We start from the raw sequence: 17,086 nt of genomic DNA on the forward strand, positions 1-17,086 counted from the left end.
GGCGCCCCTATAAACATGATAAGATTATTCATGTTTATAGGGGCAAACTATTTTCCCCGCAACTGCCAGCTACCCGTTACCACTTCTTGGAAAGCTTGAAGGTGATGGTGCGGCTGTCACCCCAGCCGCAAACCGAGACGCCGGCGCAACTCTTGACGTATTCCTTGTCGAAGACATTCGCGACGTTGACGGATGCCGTCCAGTCGTTCTTCTCGTAGCGGATCGCGGCATCGAAGACCGCAGCATCCGGAACACGCAGCGTGTTTGCCGCATCTGCCCAGGACTTGCCCTGATAACGCACGCCGCCGCCAATGCTGAGGCCTTCAAACGTATCATCGGTGAAGGCGTAATCCACCCAAAGCGACGCGGTGTGAGCAGGCACGATCCACGGCGATTTGCCGATCAGGTTAGGATTGGCGTCCTTGGTGATATCGAGATCGGTATAGGAATAGGAGGCGATGGTTTTCCAGTTGTCGGTGAGATTGGCCTTCGCCTCCAGCTCAAAGCCGGTGGACTCCACCTGTCCGAACTGGCCGCTCGTGGTTACGCCGCCGGCGGTATAGGAAACGATGGCGTTGTCCTTCACAAGCTTGAAGACAGAGGCGGTGATGCTGCCATCGAAGAAGGTCGGCTCGTATTTGATACCGGCCTCGAACTGATGTCCTTCCTCGGGTACGGCGGAGCTGCCATCCGCAAGTGTATCGATGAGCGGATTGAAGAAGGTGGCCGCCGAGACATAGGGCGTCAGGCCATTGTCGAATTCATAGGCAAGACCGGCGCGACCGCTCAGCGCATCGTCATTTGAGCGGCGAGACACACCCGCTGGCAGCCTGTTGTTCAGTTCGGTATCGACGTAATCGTAGCGCCCGTTCAGCGTTACCAGCCAGCCATCGCCGAAACGCAGCTGATCCTGTGCATAGATGCCGATCTGCTGCTGCGTCACGACGTTGTTGGCGTAGACGAAATTCATCCCCTGCGTCGAACCATAGACCGGGTTGAGCGCACCGATCGCATTCGATCCGCAGCACGCCTGCACCTGATCCAGCTTGTAGTATTTATAATCGAGACCGAAGAGCAACGAATGGCTGACAGCACCGGTATCGAGCTGGCCTTCGACGCGGTTGTCGACGCCGAAACTGTCGACCTTCGACAGGCCGTCATAACCAAAGCGGGTCAGCATATAGTCATTGGTGGTGGCATCGAGGATTGGCTGGCCATTGGCGTCGGTATTGGCCCAGCCGCCCGCATAGGGTCCGGTTTCGTGCTTGTAGAGGTGGCCGTAGCGTGCGTTCTGGCTGATCTTCCAGCCATTGTCGAATTCGTGGCTGACTTCGTAACCCACCATGGACTGGTAGACGCGACCATTGTCGATATCAGGCTCGCCATAAAAGGCCTTGCGGTCCAGCTTGCCGAAGGGTGCGTCAACCACAGTGCCGACATAGGGCAGGAAGCCATTGCCGACATGGACCTGATCCAGCGCCGAGAAATAGCCGTAAAGCGTGGCACTGGTCTGAGCATCCGGCTCGAAGGTGATCTGCGGCATGATGAAGCCGCGCAGATCCTCGGAGTAGTCGGTGTAATTATCGCCGCCCGAGACCTTGCCGGTGACGCGGTATTTCCAAACGCCCTCACCATCAACCTTGTCGCCGAGATCGAAACCGAAGAAAGCATTGCCGAAATTGTTGATGCCGATTTCCGTTTCGCGGACTGGCTCATCCTGCGGGCGCTTGCGAACCATCTGCACGATGCCGCCGGGATTGGCGCCGCCGTAGAGCACCGAAGCCGGTCCCTTCAGCACCTCCACCCGCTCCAAACCATAGGCATCCATCTGGAAACCGCCGAAACCGTAGCTGAACAGGTTCAGCCCATCCAGAAACACGCCGGTCTGGGTTGCCTGGAAACCGCGAATGTAAAACCAGTCCGTATCCGGGTCGGTGCCGAAAGGTTCCGCCGTTACGCCGGGCGTGTAGCGCAGTACCTCGTCGATCTTGGTCACGACACCGCGGTCATCCATTTCCTTGCGGCCGACGACCGATACGGACTGAGGAATGTCCTTCGTTTCCGTCTCAGTTTTCGAACCCGTCGCGCTTTTCTTCGCGACGTACCCCCGGACCGGACCAGTGGCGTTTTCCGCGCCCTGCCCCTCGACGGTAATCTCACGCAGGACGGTCGTCTGCTGTGCGTGACCTACCAATGGCGCCATCAAAACAATGGCAGCCGTTCCCAAAGCCAGGCGGCCCAAAAACATCTCATGCAAATTTTTCAAGATATGCCCCGAAACAGATCACGGCCGACGTTTATATACGGCAGGCCGCAGCACCTCAATTAAGCTGAGTATTTACATCAGGATTAAGGCCGGATGCTTGTCGTTTTCTGGGCAGATTTGAAGCTTATTGGCTTCTCGCACAGTTTTGCGCCTGTCATTTATGGTGCAGGCGTCAGCTCTTGCGCCGCCCGATCCTTGCAAGCTGCATGACCGGCAGGATGCCGATGACGACAATCGCCAGTGCCGCAATCGACGCTTCCTCGTAGGTGCCACGCGCTGCCTCACCGTAAAGATGGGTCGCGAAAGTCTCGAAATTCAGCGGCCGTAACAGAAGGGTGGCGGGAAGTTCCTTGACGCAATCGACGAAGATCAACAATGCGGCGGCGGCCAGCGATGCCTTTGAAAGCGGCAGATGGATCTGTCTGAATGTCTGTGTTGCGGATCGTCCCAGCGTTCGCGAGGCGTGATCGAAGGATTGCGGGATACGGCTCAGGCCGGCATCAACGCCGCCAGCCGCAATGGTGAGGAACCGCGCCGAATAGGCGTAAATCAGGGCCGCACCGCTGCCGATGAAAATGAGGCCGGTGGATATGCCGAACCAGTCGCGCATGGTCTGGTCGACAAACCGGTCGAAGCCGCCAAGCGCAATCAGCACACCTATGGCGATGACCGTGCCGGGGGCCGCGTAACCTACCGTGGAAAGCCGGTAGGACCAGAGCGAGAGGCGTCCCGGAGCAAGGCGCATCGCGTAAGCGACCGCAAGGCCGAGGACGAGGGTGATCGCCGTCGCCAGTCCGGCAAAGAGGATGGTATTCAGAGCCTCATCGGCAAAACGGGACGACAGTCCGCTGAACCGGAAACGCTTCCATGCCTCGGTGACGAGATAGCTTGCCGGCGCCACGAAGCCGATCAGAACCGGCAGGCTGCCGAGCGCAAAGGCACCGCAAGCTTTAAGACCGGTGAGACGCACAGGCTCCAGTTCCCTGCTTTTCTGCGCCGACACGGTATAACGCTGCTTGCGCCGCGCCCATCGTTCAAATGCCACGAGGGCAACCACGATGAATAACATGGAAAGCGCGATCTGCGCCGCACCGGGCAGGTCGGATTTCGTGACCCATGTGGTATAGACCGAAACGGTGAGAGTTCGGACACCAAGGAATTCCGATGCGCCGATATCGTTCAGCGCTTCCATCAGGGCAAGGCTGATGCCGACCGCGACGGCCGGGCGCGCCAAAGGCACCGCAACCTTGAAGAAAGCCGCGCGTCTGGAAACGCCAAGCGTGCGTGCCGCTTCAAGCAGGTTGCCCGCCTGCGTGAGGAACATGGCGCGCACGGGAATATAGACATAGGGAAACAGCACGAAACCGAGCAGGATGATGCAGCCCGTCATGGACCTTATGTCCGGCAGGCGGAATTCACGCGGGCTGGAATAGCCCAGCAGCCAGCGGATCGCCCCCTGCACCGGCCCGATCGGATGCAGGATATCGAGATAGGCGTAAGCGACGATATAGGTGGGCATGGCGAGCGGCAGCAGCAGCGCCCATTCCAGTATTTTGCGGCCGGGAAAATCATAGGCCGTAACCAGCCAAGCGGCAAATGTGCCGATAACACCGGCCAGCAACCCGACGCCGAGCATCAGAACGGCGGTATCCGGCAAAGCCGTCAAAATCACGCTGGAACCGAGATGGGACCACAGGCCATCAGACCCCTGCACCGCCTGCGAGACAAGTGCCAGAACCGGCAGCATGGCGCCACAGACCGCTGCCAGAGACAGGCTCAGCCACCAGAAGGAGGATGAAAACCTTGGTCTTGCGCGGGGCATCAATGGCTGGACGGCGTCTGGATTCATGAGCTTCTTGAAAATACAGGGAAGGCGCCCGCGGATGCGAACGCCTTCCAACTTGTTGTCGCCAATTGGCCTTTACTGGTCGAAACCGACCTTGTCGACCAGCTCGCTCGCCTGTTTGCGATGAGAGACGATCTCCGTCAGCGACTTGTTGTCAACCTTCAGGGTGCCGAAGGAGGCAACGATGTCGTTGAGTGCTGCGCCCTGCCTGACCGGATATTCGAAGTTGGCTTCGGCATAGATCTTCTGGGCTTCGTCCGAAACAAGGTATTCCAGAAGCTTGACGGCTTCGGCCTTGTTCGGAGCGTTCTTGGCAACAGCCGCACCGCTGATGTTGACCTGCGTGCCACCATTCTTGAACGTCGGCAGAACGACCTTGATCGCGTCGCCCCACTTCACCTGCTCCTCGCCGCCCTTGCCCGAGCGCATCAGGCCGACATAATAGGAGTTGGCGATGCCGATATCGCAAATGCCGCCGAGGATATCCTTGGCAACGTCACGGTCACCGCCGCCTGCCTTGCGGGCCAGGTTTTCCTTGACGCCGGCAAGCCACTTTTCGGTGTCCGCTGCGCCATAGTGAGCGATGTAGTCGGCAAAGAGAGCCGTATTATAGGGATGCTGGCCGGCACGAATGCAGATTTTGCCCTTCCACTTCGCATCTGCCAGGTCTTCATAGTTGAAGGAGGCAAGGTCGAGATCCTTCGCCGCATAGAGAACGCGGGCACGCATGGAAAGTGCGAACCAGTGGCCCTTGGCGTCGCGAAGTTCCGCCGGAATAGCCTTGTTCAGGGTTTCGGATTCAACCGGCTGGGTAACACCCTTTTCCGCGAGATCGACGAGATTGCCGGCATCCACCGTCATCAGCACGTCGGCAGGTGAGCTTGCACCCTCGCTCAGAACGCGCTCTGCAAGGCCATCCTTGAGGAATACGGTGTTGACCTTGACACCGCTGGAGGCCGTGAAGGATTCCAGCAGGGGCTGGATCAGGGCCGGCTCTCTCGTGGTGTAGATATTCAGTTCAGCAGCGCTGACTGATCCCGCTGCAAAAGTGACCGTGCTGGCAAGCAGGGCAAGTTTGGCAAATTTCGTCATGGTGTGTCTCCCTCTTCGATGGCGCAATATAGGGGGAGCAAACATCATACATGACGTATCAAATCAAGTTTTATTTGGCCGTTTTCAGACGGGTTTCGATCACCAACAGTTGAAAATAGAGCGAAAACAAACATGCAAATCCGCTCATTCAACTTCAGGTAAATATCAGGACACCCTTTGGATCGATGCCGAAGCGCACGGCCTTGGTCTTGGCGGGTGTGCGCTGCATCGTCCTGACGCGCAGGTCGGCTGGAAGGCCGGGAACGGCTATGCCGAGTTGTTCGATCTCGCCGAGGAACACACGACTTGATATTTCGCCGGCAATCCCGTCTTTCGCAGCGCTGTCCTCGATGATCGAAATCGCATTGGGGCGAACATAGGCGGTGGCGGCAAGACCTTCCGCCAGACCGGACGCATCGCCCAGAGGCCCGAGCGGCGTTTCCACCCGCCCCTCCCTCACCCTGCCCTCGATCTTGTTGAAGGCGCAGAAAAAATCGGCGGCGTAGCGGCTTTTGGGATGATCGTGGATTTCGTAGCCCGTGCCGCTCTGGACGATACGCCCTCGCTGCATCAGCACCACACGATCGCCGGCGGAAAGCGCTTCTTCCGGATCATGGGTGACCATGATCGCCGTCGTGCCCAGTTGCCGCAGGACGCCCAGCGTTTCCTCGCGCACAGTGTCGCGCAATCCCCGGTCCAGATTGGAAAAGGGCTCATCCATCAACAGCAGGCCGGGTTGCGGGGCAAGGGCGCGGGCGAGGGCTACGCGCTGCTGCTCACCGCCCGAAAGCGTGTGGGGATAGCGCTTGGCCAACTCCTGCAGATGAACGTGCTCGATCATCTCCGCAGCCCGGCGGCGGGCCTCGGCCTTTGGCAATGACCTGAGACCAAACATCACATTCTGTTCGACGGTGAGATGCGGGAAGAGCGCATAATCCTGAAAGACGAAACCGATATTGCGCTTTTCCGGTTCCACGAAACCAGCCGGACCAGCAACGACTGCGCCATTCACACAAACGCTGCCATTATCCGGCGTTTCCACACCCGCTATAATGCGCAGCAGGGTCGATTTTCCACAGCCGGACCGTCCCACCAGACAAATGATTTCGCCGCGTTCGACGGTCAGATCGATATCGGACAATACATCCGTATCGCCGAATCTTTTTCCGACCGATTTCAGTTCAAGCGCTGCGTTGCCTGCCATTTCCAATCCTGCCCTGCTTTGCGAATTATGTTGATCGCTCAAATCAGGATTAAAGTCAAAAGGCGGGGAAAATAGGTTTCCATTCACGAGGTTGCGAGATGTTCGGCAGGAATATTGACGTTTACGTTAGAGTTAAATAGGCTTTGCCGATACGATGGACGTCAGGTGATTAGACGTCTATCATTCGTCATCGGGGAGCGGAGGAGCAGTCGATCCGGTGACGCCACATGCGGTTCCCTCAATCCGGCCATTACGCCGGTTGATTGGGGGTCTCATGATGATCAGGCAGCTTATAGCGCCTTTCATGCGTTTCATCGAACGCACGGCGCGACAGAGACTCTGGGAGGAGAAGCATGAGTGAATTGTCCCTGGGACATCCGGAAAATGTCAGCGCAGAGAAGCGCTGGCTGGCATCCTACCCGCCGGGCGTACCTTCCGAAATCCCCGCATCCGCCAATACCTCCCTTGTCGAACTTCTCGAAAAGAGCTGCGCGAAATTTGCCGACAGGAAGGCCTTTTCCAGCATGGGAAAGTCCCTGACCTACCGGGATCTGGATATTGAAACCCGCGCGGTGGCCGCGTGGCTGCAATCCAGAGGGCTGGAAAAAGGCGACCGGGTTGCGGTGATGATGCCGAATATCCTGCAGAACCCCGTCGCCGTATACGGAATTTTGCGGGCAGGCATGATCGTGGTCAACGTCAATCCGCTCTATACGCCGCGCGAGCTGGAACACCAGCTGAAGGATTCCGGCTCAAAAGCACTTTTCGTACTGGAGAATTTCGCCCATGTGGCGCAGCAGGCGGTGCCGAAAACCGCCGTCAGACATGTGGTCGTTGCGGCCATGGGTGATCTCCTCGGCCTCAAGGGACATATCGTCAATCTTGTGGTTCGCAAGGTGAAGAAACTGGTGCCGGCCTACGCTATTCCCGGCTCCATCAGCTTCAAGGCCGTGTTGAAGGAAGGTCAGGGTTTTTCCCTGAAGGCGGTCCGCCTCCTGCCGCAGGATATCGCATTCCTGCAATATACCGGCGGAACGACGGGCATTTCCAAAGGTGCGATCCTCACCCACGCCAATCTTCTGGCCAACAAGGCGCAGATCAGCCTCTGGCTGGATGCCGCTTTCACCCAACGCAAGGACCGTCCAGAAGTCCTCAATTTCATCTGCGCGCTGCCCCTGTGCCACATCTTTGCGCTGACGGTAAATTCGCTGATGGGCATCGCGCTTGGCGGCCATAACCTGCTGATCGCCAATCCACGCGATATTCCCGGCTTCGTGAAAGAGTTGTCGCATTATCGACCGCATATTTTTCCGGGTATCAATACGCTGTTCAACGCGCTGATGAACAATGAGGATTTCCGCAAGCTCGATCTGTCCTCGCTCATTCTCGTTCTCGGCGGCGGCATGGCGGTGCAGCGGCCGGTGGCCGAGCGTTGGCTTTCCATGGTCGGCTGCCCGATCGCCGAAGGTTACGGGCTATCGGAAACATCGCCCGTTGCCACCGTTAACAGACTCGATGCCACGGAATTCAGCGGCACCATCGGCCTGCCTATTTCCTCTACGGAAATCGACATTCGCGACGAGGAAGGCAAAAGCCTGCCGACCGGCGAGGTCGGCGAGATCTGCATTCGCGGGCCGCAGGTCATGGCCGGTTACTGGCAGAGGCCGGATGAAACCGCGAAAGCAATGACCGAAGACGGCTTCTTCCGTTCAGGCGACATGGGCTTCATGGACGAGCGCGGCTATACCAAGATCGTCGACCGCAAGAAGGACATGATCCTCGTTTCCGGTTTCAACGTCTATCCGAACGAGATCGAGGAAGTGGCCGCCAGCCATCCCGGCGTTTTGGAATGCGCGGCAATCGGGGTTCCCGACGAACATTCCGGCGAGACCGTCAAGCTTTTCGTCGTCAAGAAGGATCAGTCGCTGACGGAAGCGGAACTCAAGGCCTTCTGCGCCAAAAGCCTGACAAACTACAAACGGCCGAAAATCATCGAGTTCCGAACGGAGCTGCCGAAATCGAACGTCGGCAAGATCTTGCGGCGTGAGTTGCGCAATCTGAACTGAAGGACGAGAGCCGGGTAACCGGCTCTTTTCTTTTCTCCCAGTCCATTTCTTTTACCGAAGTCGCCTTGATTTGGTCGCCTGAAAAAGAATAGTTTCCTCATCCTTCCAGGAAGCCGAGGAGCACGAGATGCAGGCCACCATCGAAAAACTGAAAGCAACGGCAAGCAGCACAGCCGCAACCGATCTGCGCGCTGCTTTTGCGGCCGACGACAAACGATTCAGCCGTTTCAGCGCCAAATTCGATGACCTGCTGATGGACTATTCCAAATGCGCTGTTAATGACGAAATCGTCACGCTTCTCGAACAGCTGGCGCGCGACGGTGGCGTCGAGGCAAAGCGCGAGGAGATGTTCTCCGGCAAGGCGATCAATTTCACCGAAGATCGTGCCGTGTTGCACACCGCACTGCGCAATCGCTCCAACACGCCGGTTCTCGTTGACGGCAAGGATGTGATGCCGGATGTGAACGCCGTTCTTTCCGCCATGGGCAAGTTTGCCGACGCCATTCGCTCCGGTTCCCTGAAAGGTGCGACCGGCAAGAAGATCACCGACATCATCAATATCGGTATCGGCGGCTCCGATCTCGGCCCCGTCATGGCGACGCTGGCGCTTGCGCCTTTCCATGATGGTCCGCGTGCGCATTTCGTCTCCAATATCGATGGCGCGCATATTGCCGACACGCTGAAGCTCGTTGATCCCGAGACCTCGCTCTTCATCGTCGCCTCCAAAACCTTCACCACAATCGAAACGATGACGAATGCCGCGACCGCGCGCCGTTTCATTGCCGAAAAGCTGGGTGAAGAGGCTGTGAAACACCATTTCGCCGCCGTTTCGACAGCATTGGAAAAGGTTGCCGCCTTCGGCATCGAGAGCGATCGCATCTTCGGTTTCTGGGACTGGGTTGGCGGACGTTATTCGATCTGGTCGGCTATCGGCCTGCCGCTGATGATCGCCATCGGGCCGGAGAATTTTGGAAAGTTTCTGGATGGCGCGCATGCCATGGACAAGCATTTCCGCGAGGCGCCGATCCGTGAAAACCTGCCGATGCTGCTCGGTCTCATCGGATTTTATCACCGCAACGTGCTGAACTATTCCACGCGGGCGATCCTGCCCTATGACCAGCGCTTGTCGCGTTTCCCTGCCTATCTGCAGCAACTCGACATGGAATCGAACGGCAAGGGCGTGACGATCGACGGGACACCTGTCGAAGGCCAGTCCGGCCCGGTCGTCTGGGGCGAACCCGGCACCAATGGCCAGCACGCCTTCTACCAGCTCATCCACCAGGGCACGAGCGTCATTCCGGCGGAATTCATGATCGCCGCCAACGGTTTCGAACCGGAACTGCGCCATCAGCACCAGCTTCTCATCGCCAATTGCCTGGCGCAGTCGGAAGCCCTGATGAAGGGCCGCACGCTGGCCGAAGCGAAAGCCCAGCTTACCTCCAAGGGCATGGAAGACAGCCAAGCCGATTTCATCGCGCCGCACCGCGTTTTCACCGGCAACCGCCCGTCCATTACCTTCATCTACGACAAGCTGACGCCATTTGCGCTTGGCCGTCTGATCGCGCTCTACGAACACCGCGTCTTCGTGGAAGGCGTGCTGTTCCGCATCAACTCCTTCGACCAGTGGGGTGTGGAGCTTGGCAAGGAACTGGCAACCGGCCTGCTTCCCGTCGTTGAAGGCAAGGAAAGTGCAGCCGGCCATGACAGCTCGACACAGGGTCTGGTGAAGGCGCTGTCGGGACTGGCGGGGTAAAATCCTTGCTCCCTTGATAATTACGAAAGCCGGAAGGAAACTTCCGGCTTTTTCAATTCAGCATCGATGGAACGCCGATTGGAGGCACATATGGCACTGCGGCAAGGCAAGGATTTTCTGGCGTTTCATGACCTGCCTGAAGATGCGGTGCTGTCCATCATAGACCGTGCAGGCAGTCTGGCGCAGGACTGGTCAAAGGGCACGATGCCACAGCTGCTCAAGGGAAAACGCATCGGGCTGATCGTCGACGATACCGGTTGGCGCAACACCGCTGCCTTCGATCTCGGCATTCAGGCCATGGGCGGTATTTGTGTCACCGTCCCGATCAGCTTTAATGGCCGCGAAGAAATCGCCGACCTGGCGGGCTATCTCGACAACTGGTTCGATCTAGTCATTATCCGCACGAAAGAACTCTCGACCCTCCGGGCGCTTGCGGGCGAAATGCGCGCACCCGTCATCAACGCGCGGACCAAGTCCAATCATCCCTGCGAGACGCTTGGCGATCTTGCCCACATCAAAAGCTTGAGAGGCCGGGTCGACGGTCTCAAGATCGTCGGCGTCGCGCCGGATGCCAATATTTTGCGCTCGTGGGTCGAGGCCTCGATGTCCCTGCCAATTCAGGTCACACAAGTTTACCCCGAACAATGGCACGTCACCGATGCTGCGCTCATCAACCCGAATTTCCGGGCCAGCTCTGATATGGCGGAGTTGCTAGACGCGGATGTGGTCATTACCGATTCCTGGCCCGCCGGTTCGGATCATATCCTGATCAACTACCGCATATCCGCATCCCTTCTCGACAGGATGCAGCCCGAGGTGATATTTTTACCCTGCCCGCCGGTCGCCCGTGGTCAGGAAGTGACGGCAGATGCAATGTCGCATCCGGCCTGTCAAAGCCGGCCCGCAAAGGCATTTCTTCTGCACGCGCAGAATGCCCTGATGGAATTTCTCCTCGCCTGAGGCGGCGCAGGTCGCCTCAGATATACAGCGCCGCCATCTTGCGCCAGGCGCCTGCCCGATGAGCACGTCCCTCCCAGACATGCAACTGATGCCCTATCTGCTTGTCGTTAAGAACCCGGCTCAGGTGATGATTGTTGTCCAAAAACGGATCGGCATCGCCGATGGTGAAAACCATGTCGATGCGGCGGAGGTTTTCAAGCCGCCAGCCGCAGGCGAGGTCCGGCAGAAAGTGGCTCGGCATGTGGAAATAGACATCGTCATCGTAGTAACCGTCGAACAGATCGCCGAAGGATTCCACCTTCATCGTCAGATCGTAGCGGCCGGAAAAGGCGACGAGCTTGCGGAAAAGATGTGGGTGACGAAAGACGAGGCTGGCGGCCTGAAACGCGCCCAGACTGCAGCCCTGCACGATGGTATCGCCATGCGGGTTTTTCTTAGCCATCAGCGGCAGCACTTCATTGAGAATATAATCTTCGAAGGCGGCATGGCGGCGAATGCGCTCGGACGGGTGATTATGGGCCGCATAAAAGGTCTCTTTGGCCAGCCCCTCGATACAATAGAGCTGAAGATGACCGGCCTCCACTTTATCGGCCAGACTGTCGACAAGGCCAAGTTCCTCATATTCGAAGAAGCGCCCGTCGCGTGTGGGAAACATCAGCACCTTGGCGCCAGAATGACCGAATATCAACAGCTCCATATCACGATGAAGCCTTTGACTATACCAGCGGAGATATTCGCGTTTCATGGCACCTTGAAAAACTGTCTGACCTTGTCCCTGTGGACCGCATCTTGGGATGCACTGTCAGCGTATTCGAAATGTCCCGCGTCTAGGATGAAGATTTCATTAAATTTTGAGAGCGGCAGGGCATTGGCAACCGCAAACTGGCACGGCGGCGCCACCGCCGGATCGAACAGGGCGGGCGCGACCAGCATCGGCACTTTTATGCGGGAAGCCGCAGAAGCGGCATCGAACAGACGCAGCATTTCCAGCACATTGGCATGGGTCTTCTGATAGGTCTGGACCGCATCCGCGCTACCGACCGTCGGCAGCGTCAGCCAGAACGGCCGGTGTCCGAATGTCGGTACGACCAGATGGCCCCGGTCGATGCGCGCATCATATGGTATTGCCAAAGCCCCAATCCCGCCCCCGAAGCTGATGCCGCTGTAGCCCACCTGCCCTTCCAGCCATGGATAGAGCGTGACGAGCGTGGAGACGGCGATCCACAGATCGTCGACACAGCCACCGATGATGTAGTCGTCTTTTCTGTCGATGTTGTAGAGGACATGAAGGGCCGGGTCGGACGAAATCGGCGGACAGGCGCTTAGCGAAAGCCCGCGAAAACAGGGAAACAGCACGGCCGTTTCTTCCACCGGCACATCGAAATCGGGCTCTCCCCGCCCGCCATAACCATGGCCGACAACAAGTCCGCGCCGCACCTGTCCTTTGCGCGGCAGAAGCATCCATCCACCGATGCGGAAGCCGCCGGTGGATGTGTATGAGATATCGAGAACATGCCAGCGGGGATGGCTGAGTTTGCTCTTGCGCAGCACCGGTCGCGGATCCGTGGCCAGCGCGCGGCGATAACGCTTCTTCCAGAAATCATCAAAGCCCGGCGGCGCCTCAGGCGGGATAATGGCCAGCAACTGCTCGCGCCGCATGCCATAGGTCGGGTCGAAATCGAAAGGATGGGTTGTTGGAACGCTCATGCGATGCTTGTTTCGTGAAAGACCGGCCGACACAAGCTTCTTGATATCCAAATATCGGTTTTTTACGACCCTGGCCCAGGCAGGAGTGATGAACCGCCTTTTCAAAACGGTTCAACCATATCCTTTACAATCCGATTTCATGCGCGAAGGGCGGATTTGCGCCAGCTCGCGAGACGGTCACCGCAGCAGCCTTTGCGCCGAGCGCCAAAGCCTTTCTGATCTGCTCTTCCGTCAGCGAAGCGACCTGCGCCTTCGTCAGAAGCCCCTGCATTTTCAGCGAGGCGAGAATGCCGGCGTCGAAGGTGTCGCCCGCGCCGACGGTATCGACGACCTCCACCCGCTCGGAAGCCACTTCTACCTTGAAATTGGCGGTGTAACCGACCGCACCCTTGGCGCCACGGGTGACGACGACCAATTTCGCGCCATGGTGCAGCCAATGGCGAGCGAGCGTGTCCTCATCACCTTCCAGACCGAACCATTCGAGGTCTTCGTCAGAGAATTTAACGATATCCGACATGGCAGCCATACGGCGGATGCGGGCCATATGCGACTGCTTGTCCTTGATGAAACCGGGGCGGATATTCGGATCGAGGGAGATGACTCGGCTTTGATGCTCGCGCACCATAAGCGCCTCATAGGTGCTGCCGCATGGTTCCGGAATGAGGCTGATCGCGCCGAAATGCAGCGCCTCGCAATCGGCGCCCAAGGCCGGAAGCTCGGCCTCGGTGATCATCCGGCCGGCGGTGTTTTCGTCATAAAAGGCGTAGGTGGCATGGCCATCGACGAGCTTGACAAAGGCGATGGTGGTCGGCCGCGAAAGTGTTGCGCAATAGCTGAAATCCACGTTGCTCGCCCGCAGGGTTGTCCGCAGGATATCGCCCATCATGTCATCGGAAAGACCCGTGAAGAACGCGGACGGGACGCCGAGACGCCCGAGCGCAATGGCCGTGTTGAAGACCGCTCCGCCTGCATAGGGGGCAAAACCCGCCTCACCCAGCGTCGTCTGCCGGGGCAGCATGTCGATCAGGGCTTCACCACAACACAGGATCATTACGGTCCTCCTCAAACAGCAAATCAAATGGACTTAAATCGATTTAGACGAAGATCGATCGGAAGGCCAGCCACAAGCTGGCTGGCCGCATCCGAAATTAAGATTGCGGCAATTCGCTGACGCCGCCGCGCTTTGCAGACCATGGCAACGGGTTATCGAGGAAGGCCTCGACCTCCGACAGGGTCTTTTCGTCGAACAGCTTTTCAGCCCGGGCAACAGCCAGAACATCGCGCCAGGTCGTGAGATAATGCAGCTTGACATTGCCATTGGCGAAGCGCGCTTCGGCCTGTTCGAAAATGCCGTAATAGAAGAGCGCAATACCGTGATCGACAATGCCGCCTGCCGCGCGGATGGCGTCGATGAAGGTGAACATCGAGCCGCCGGCCGTCGTCAGGTCCTCGATGACGAGAACGCGGGCGCCTTCCGGCATATGGCCTTCGATCTGGGCGTTGCGGCCATGGCCCTTTGGCTTCTTGCGGCAATAGATCATCGGCAGGCCAAGACGCTCGGCAAGGAAAGCCGCGAAGGGAATGCCCGCCGTTTCACCGCCTGCGACACAGTCGAACTTCTCGAAACCGGCCTCGCGCATCACCGCCGCCGCCGCAAAATCCATCGCCGCCGAGCGAATGCGCGGGAAGGAGATGAGCTTGCGCATGTCGATATAAACGGGACTCTTCATGCCCGAAGCGAAGGTGTACGGGCTTTCCGAATTGAAGTGGACCGCCTTGATTTCCCACAACATCTTCGCAACCAGTTCTGCAACGACAGTGCGGTCAGTGAATGTGAAATGGTTCATAGGCGTTCTCCTTTTTCGGCCTTCATAACAAAACCGCCGGCAGTGCCGGCGGTCATTAAAAAAAATCAGCTCACGTCCCAATGAAGCGGGAACATCGGATCGAATACGGTCACCGGCCCGGCGCCCGTCTCGATCTTGGCGGGAAACGACACCGGCTCCTCGCGCTTCACCAGTGTGATCGTCTCCTCATTTGGCGCCAACCCGTACCAGGCTGGGCCGTTGAGGGAAGCGAAGGCTTCCAGCTTGTCGAGAGCGTTTTCCTGCTCGAAGACATGCGCAAGACAGCTCATGGTGTTGATCGAGGTATAGATGCCGGCGCAGCCGCAGGCGCATTCCTTCAGCGGATCGACATGCGGGGCGGAATCGGTGCCGAGGAAGAAGCGGGCATCACCCGAAATCGCGGCCGCACGCAGTGCCAAGCGATGCTCCTCGCGCTTTGCGACGGGCAGGCAGTAATAATGCGGTTTGATACCGCCGACCAGAATGGCGTTGCGGTTGATGATGAGATGGTGAGTGGTGATGGATCCGGCGAGATTGGCCTTGGACGACTTTATGTAGTCCACGCCATCGCGGGTGGTAATGTGCTCCATCGTCACCTTGAGCTCAGGCAGGCGCTGGCGCAGCGGCTCCAGAACCGTGTCGATGAAGGCTTTCTCGCGGTCGAAAATATCGACCTCCGGCGTCGTCACCTCGCCATGCACGCAAAGCGGCAGGCCGATCTTCGCCATGCGTTCCAGAACCGGCATCGCCTTGTTGAAATCGCGCACGCCGCCGTGGGAATTGGTGGTCGCGCCGGCCGGATAGAGCTTTACGGCGGTGATAAGGCCACTTTTCTTGCCCTCTTCCACGTCGTCGGCCTGCGTGTCCTCGGTGAGATAAAGCGTCATCAGCGGCTCGAAACGGTCGCCCGCCGGAATTGCCTTGACGATGCGTTCGCGATAGGCGCGGGCATCGGCGCAGGTGACTACCGGTGGCACCAGGTTCGGCATGATGATTGCGCGGGCGAAATGGCGACTCGTATCCCCGATCACGCCTTCCAGCATGGCGCCATCGCGCAGATGCAGATGCCAGTCATCAGGGCGGCGAAGGGTGAGCGACTTCATCGGGATACCTCGGAGCATGACGGAATTGGCGCCCGCTTAGCATCTTTCGTCACAGGAAAACAGCCGCCGAGAGGCATCGGGCGGCTGTAAATGTCATTTTTTTGAAGCGAGCCTCAGATGCCGCCCGCTTCGGGACCCCACACATCCGTCATGGCAAAGCCGTCCGCAAAGGGATCGAAGGGGTCAAGGCCGACCTGGTGCAGCCCGAAGGTGAAACCGCGGCCGGCAATGGTGGGAATGACCGCCGGACGACCTGCCACTTCGGTGACGGCGGAAAGGCCGACATCGAATTCCGAACCGATGATCGAACGGGATTTGTATTCGTCTCCCACCTTCACCTTGCCGCGTGCATAAAGCGTGGCGAGATTGGCGGAATTGCCGGTACCGCAGGGCGAGCGATCCGCCCGGCCCGGCCACATGGTGGTGCAGGTGCGGATGGAACCATCGGCATCCACATCGCGGAACATCACATAGGCCACGCCTGATATGGCGGGGATTTTGGGATGCACGACCGTCATTTCACTGTTGACGAGGTCCTTGAGGATCATGCCCGCAGCAACCAGTTTCGCTGCATTGGCCTTTTCGATGGTCAGACCGATCTGGCGCACATCGACCAGCGCGTAAAAGATGCCGCCATAGGAAATATCCATCGTCACCTTGCCCCATTCGGGCGTGTCGATGGTCACATCCAGCTCATGCACGAAGGACGGCACCATGGTCAGCTTGACCTTTTCGCAGCGCCCGTCGCGGCAGGTGGCGGTGGCCTTGACCAGACCGGCGGCCGTTTCCAGAATGACGACCGTTTCCGGTTCCTGCATCTCCACCATGCCGCTTTCCAGAAGTGCTGTCGTCGCGCAGATGGAATTGGAGCCGGAACTGGCATGCGCCTGATCCGGCTGGAGAATGACGAAGGCTGTATGGGCATCCGGGTGCTTCGGCGGCAGCAGAAGATTGACTGACCCCATGGGCGTGCCACGCGGCTCCAGAGTCAGAAAGCGGCGCAGGGCTTCCCCTTTTGGATCGGTATTCATCCAGTTAAGCTGCTCGGCCACGGTGTTGCCGGGAATTTTCGGCGCGCCGCCGGTGACGACACGGCCGATTTCGCCTTCGCAATGAACATCGAGAAGCTGCAGGGTGCGTTTCCAACGCATGGGATCTTACTCCGGAAGTTGAGCTGTTGACCGGACCATATAGGTAAAAATACAAGCTGTATACAAATCTGCGCGAGCTGTATGCCGAAAA

General features: G+C 58.3%; 13 protein-coding genes. 3 read left to right on the forward strand and 10 right to left on the reverse strand.

What is annotated here, in order from left to right:
* Positions 1-76: 76 nt before the first annotated feature.
* The 4 genes from ASD46_RS05075 to ASD46_RS05090 form a co-directional block, all read right to left on the reverse strand.
* Positions 77-2,266: a TonB-dependent siderophore receptor gene (locus ASD46_RS05075; protein ID WP_076843914.1), complete on the reverse strand. Its 2,190-nt coding sequence runs from the start codon at positions 2,264-2,266 to the stop codon at positions 77-79.
* Between the two features lie 172 nt (positions 2,267-2,438).
* A complete protein-coding gene (locus ASD46_RS05080; protein WP_026330643.1) occupies positions 2,439-4,115 on the reverse strand; it encodes an ABC transporter permease in 1,677 nt (558 codons plus the stop codon).
* Between the two features lie 72 nt (positions 4,116-4,187).
* Positions 4,188-5,204 carry a Fe(3+) ABC transporter substrate-binding protein gene (locus ASD46_RS05085; RefSeq protein ID WP_025592309.1) on the reverse strand — a complete coding sequence of 339 codons (1,017 nt, stop codon included), beginning with the start codon at positions 5,202-5,204 and terminating at the stop codon, positions 4,188-4,190.
* Positions 5,205-5,358: 154 nt separating this feature from the next.
* A complete protein-coding gene (locus ASD46_RS05090) occupies positions 5,359-6,408 on the reverse strand; it encodes an ABC transporter ATP-binding protein (protein WP_025592307.1) in 1,050 nt (349 codons plus the stop codon).
* A gap of 353 nt (positions 6,409-6,761) precedes the next feature.
* On the opposite strand from ASD46_RS05090, the gene ASD46_RS05095 reads away from it, so the two are divergent.
* The 3 genes from ASD46_RS05095 (at position 6,762) to ASD46_RS05105 (ending at position 11,187) form a co-directional block, all read left to right on the forward strand.
* Positions 6,762-8,474, forward strand: a complete 1,713-nt coding sequence (locus ASD46_RS05095) for a long-chain fatty acid--CoA ligase (RefSeq protein ID WP_003514883.1) — start codon at positions 6,762-6,764, stop codon at positions 8,472-8,474.
* Positions 8,475-8,601: 127 nt separating this feature from the next.
* Positions 8,602-10,227, forward strand: a complete 1,626-nt coding sequence (pgi, locus tag ASD46_RS05100) for a glucose-6-phosphate isomerase (RefSeq protein ID WP_035197746.1) — start codon at positions 8,602-8,604, stop codon at positions 10,225-10,227.
* A gap of 90 nt (positions 10,228-10,317) precedes the next feature.
* Positions 10,318-11,187 (forward strand): ornithine carbamoyltransferase, encoded by an 870-nt coding sequence (locus ASD46_RS05105; protein WP_025592304.1) that lies wholly within the window; start codon positions 10,318-10,320, stop codon positions 11,185-11,187.
* Between the two features lie 16 nt (positions 11,188-11,203).
* Here the strand turns inward: ASD46_RS05105 and ASD46_RS05110 are convergent, their stop codons facing one another.
* The 6 genes from ASD46_RS05110 to ASD46_RS05135 all read right to left on the reverse strand — a co-directional run bounded on the left by ASD46_RS05110 (position 11,204) and on the right by ASD46_RS05135 (position 16,995).
* The gene (locus ASD46_RS05110; protein WP_025592302.1) at positions 11,204-11,932 is read right to left on the reverse strand and encodes an esterase family protein; all 729 of its coding nucleotides are present in this window, start codon (positions 11,930-11,932) and stop codon (positions 11,204-11,206) included.
* Positions 11,929-12,894, reverse strand: coding sequence for an acetylxylan esterase (locus ASD46_RS05115; RefSeq protein ID WP_025592300.1), 966 nt, complete (start codon positions 12,892-12,894; stop codon positions 11,929-11,931). Before ASD46_RS05115 ends, ASD46_RS05110 begins: the two co-directional genes overlap by 4 nt.
* Positions 12,895-13,018: 124 nt before the next feature.
* On the reverse strand, positions 13,019-13,945 hold the full coding sequence (locus ASD46_RS05120) for a carbohydrate kinase family protein (protein ID WP_003514875.1): 927 nt from the start codon (positions 13,943-13,945) through the stop codon (positions 13,019-13,021).
* 97 nt (positions 13,946-14,042) lie between these two features.
* Complete coding sequence (locus ASD46_RS05125) at positions 14,043-14,741, reverse strand: orotate phosphoribosyltransferase (protein WP_003514873.1); 699 nt, start codon at positions 14,739-14,741, stop codon at positions 14,043-14,045.
* Between the two features lie 65 nt (positions 14,742-14,806).
* A complete protein-coding gene (gene pyrC / locus ASD46_RS05130) occupies positions 14,807-15,844 on the reverse strand; it encodes a dihydroorotase (RefSeq protein ID WP_003514871.1) in 1,038 nt (345 codons plus the stop codon).
* Positions 15,845-15,957: 113 nt separating this feature from the next.
* Positions 15,958-16,995, reverse strand: coding sequence for a 4-hydroxyproline epimerase (locus ASD46_RS05135; protein ID WP_025592298.1), 1,038 nt, complete (start codon positions 16,993-16,995; stop codon positions 15,958-15,960).
* Between the last annotated feature and the right edge of the window lie 91 nt (positions 16,996-17,086).

This window comes from Rhizobium sp. Root491 (assembly GCF_001427205.1).
GTDB classification, from domain to species: Bacteria; Pseudomonadota; Alphaproteobacteria; order Rhizobiales; family Rhizobiaceae; genus Agrobacterium; species Agrobacterium tumefaciens.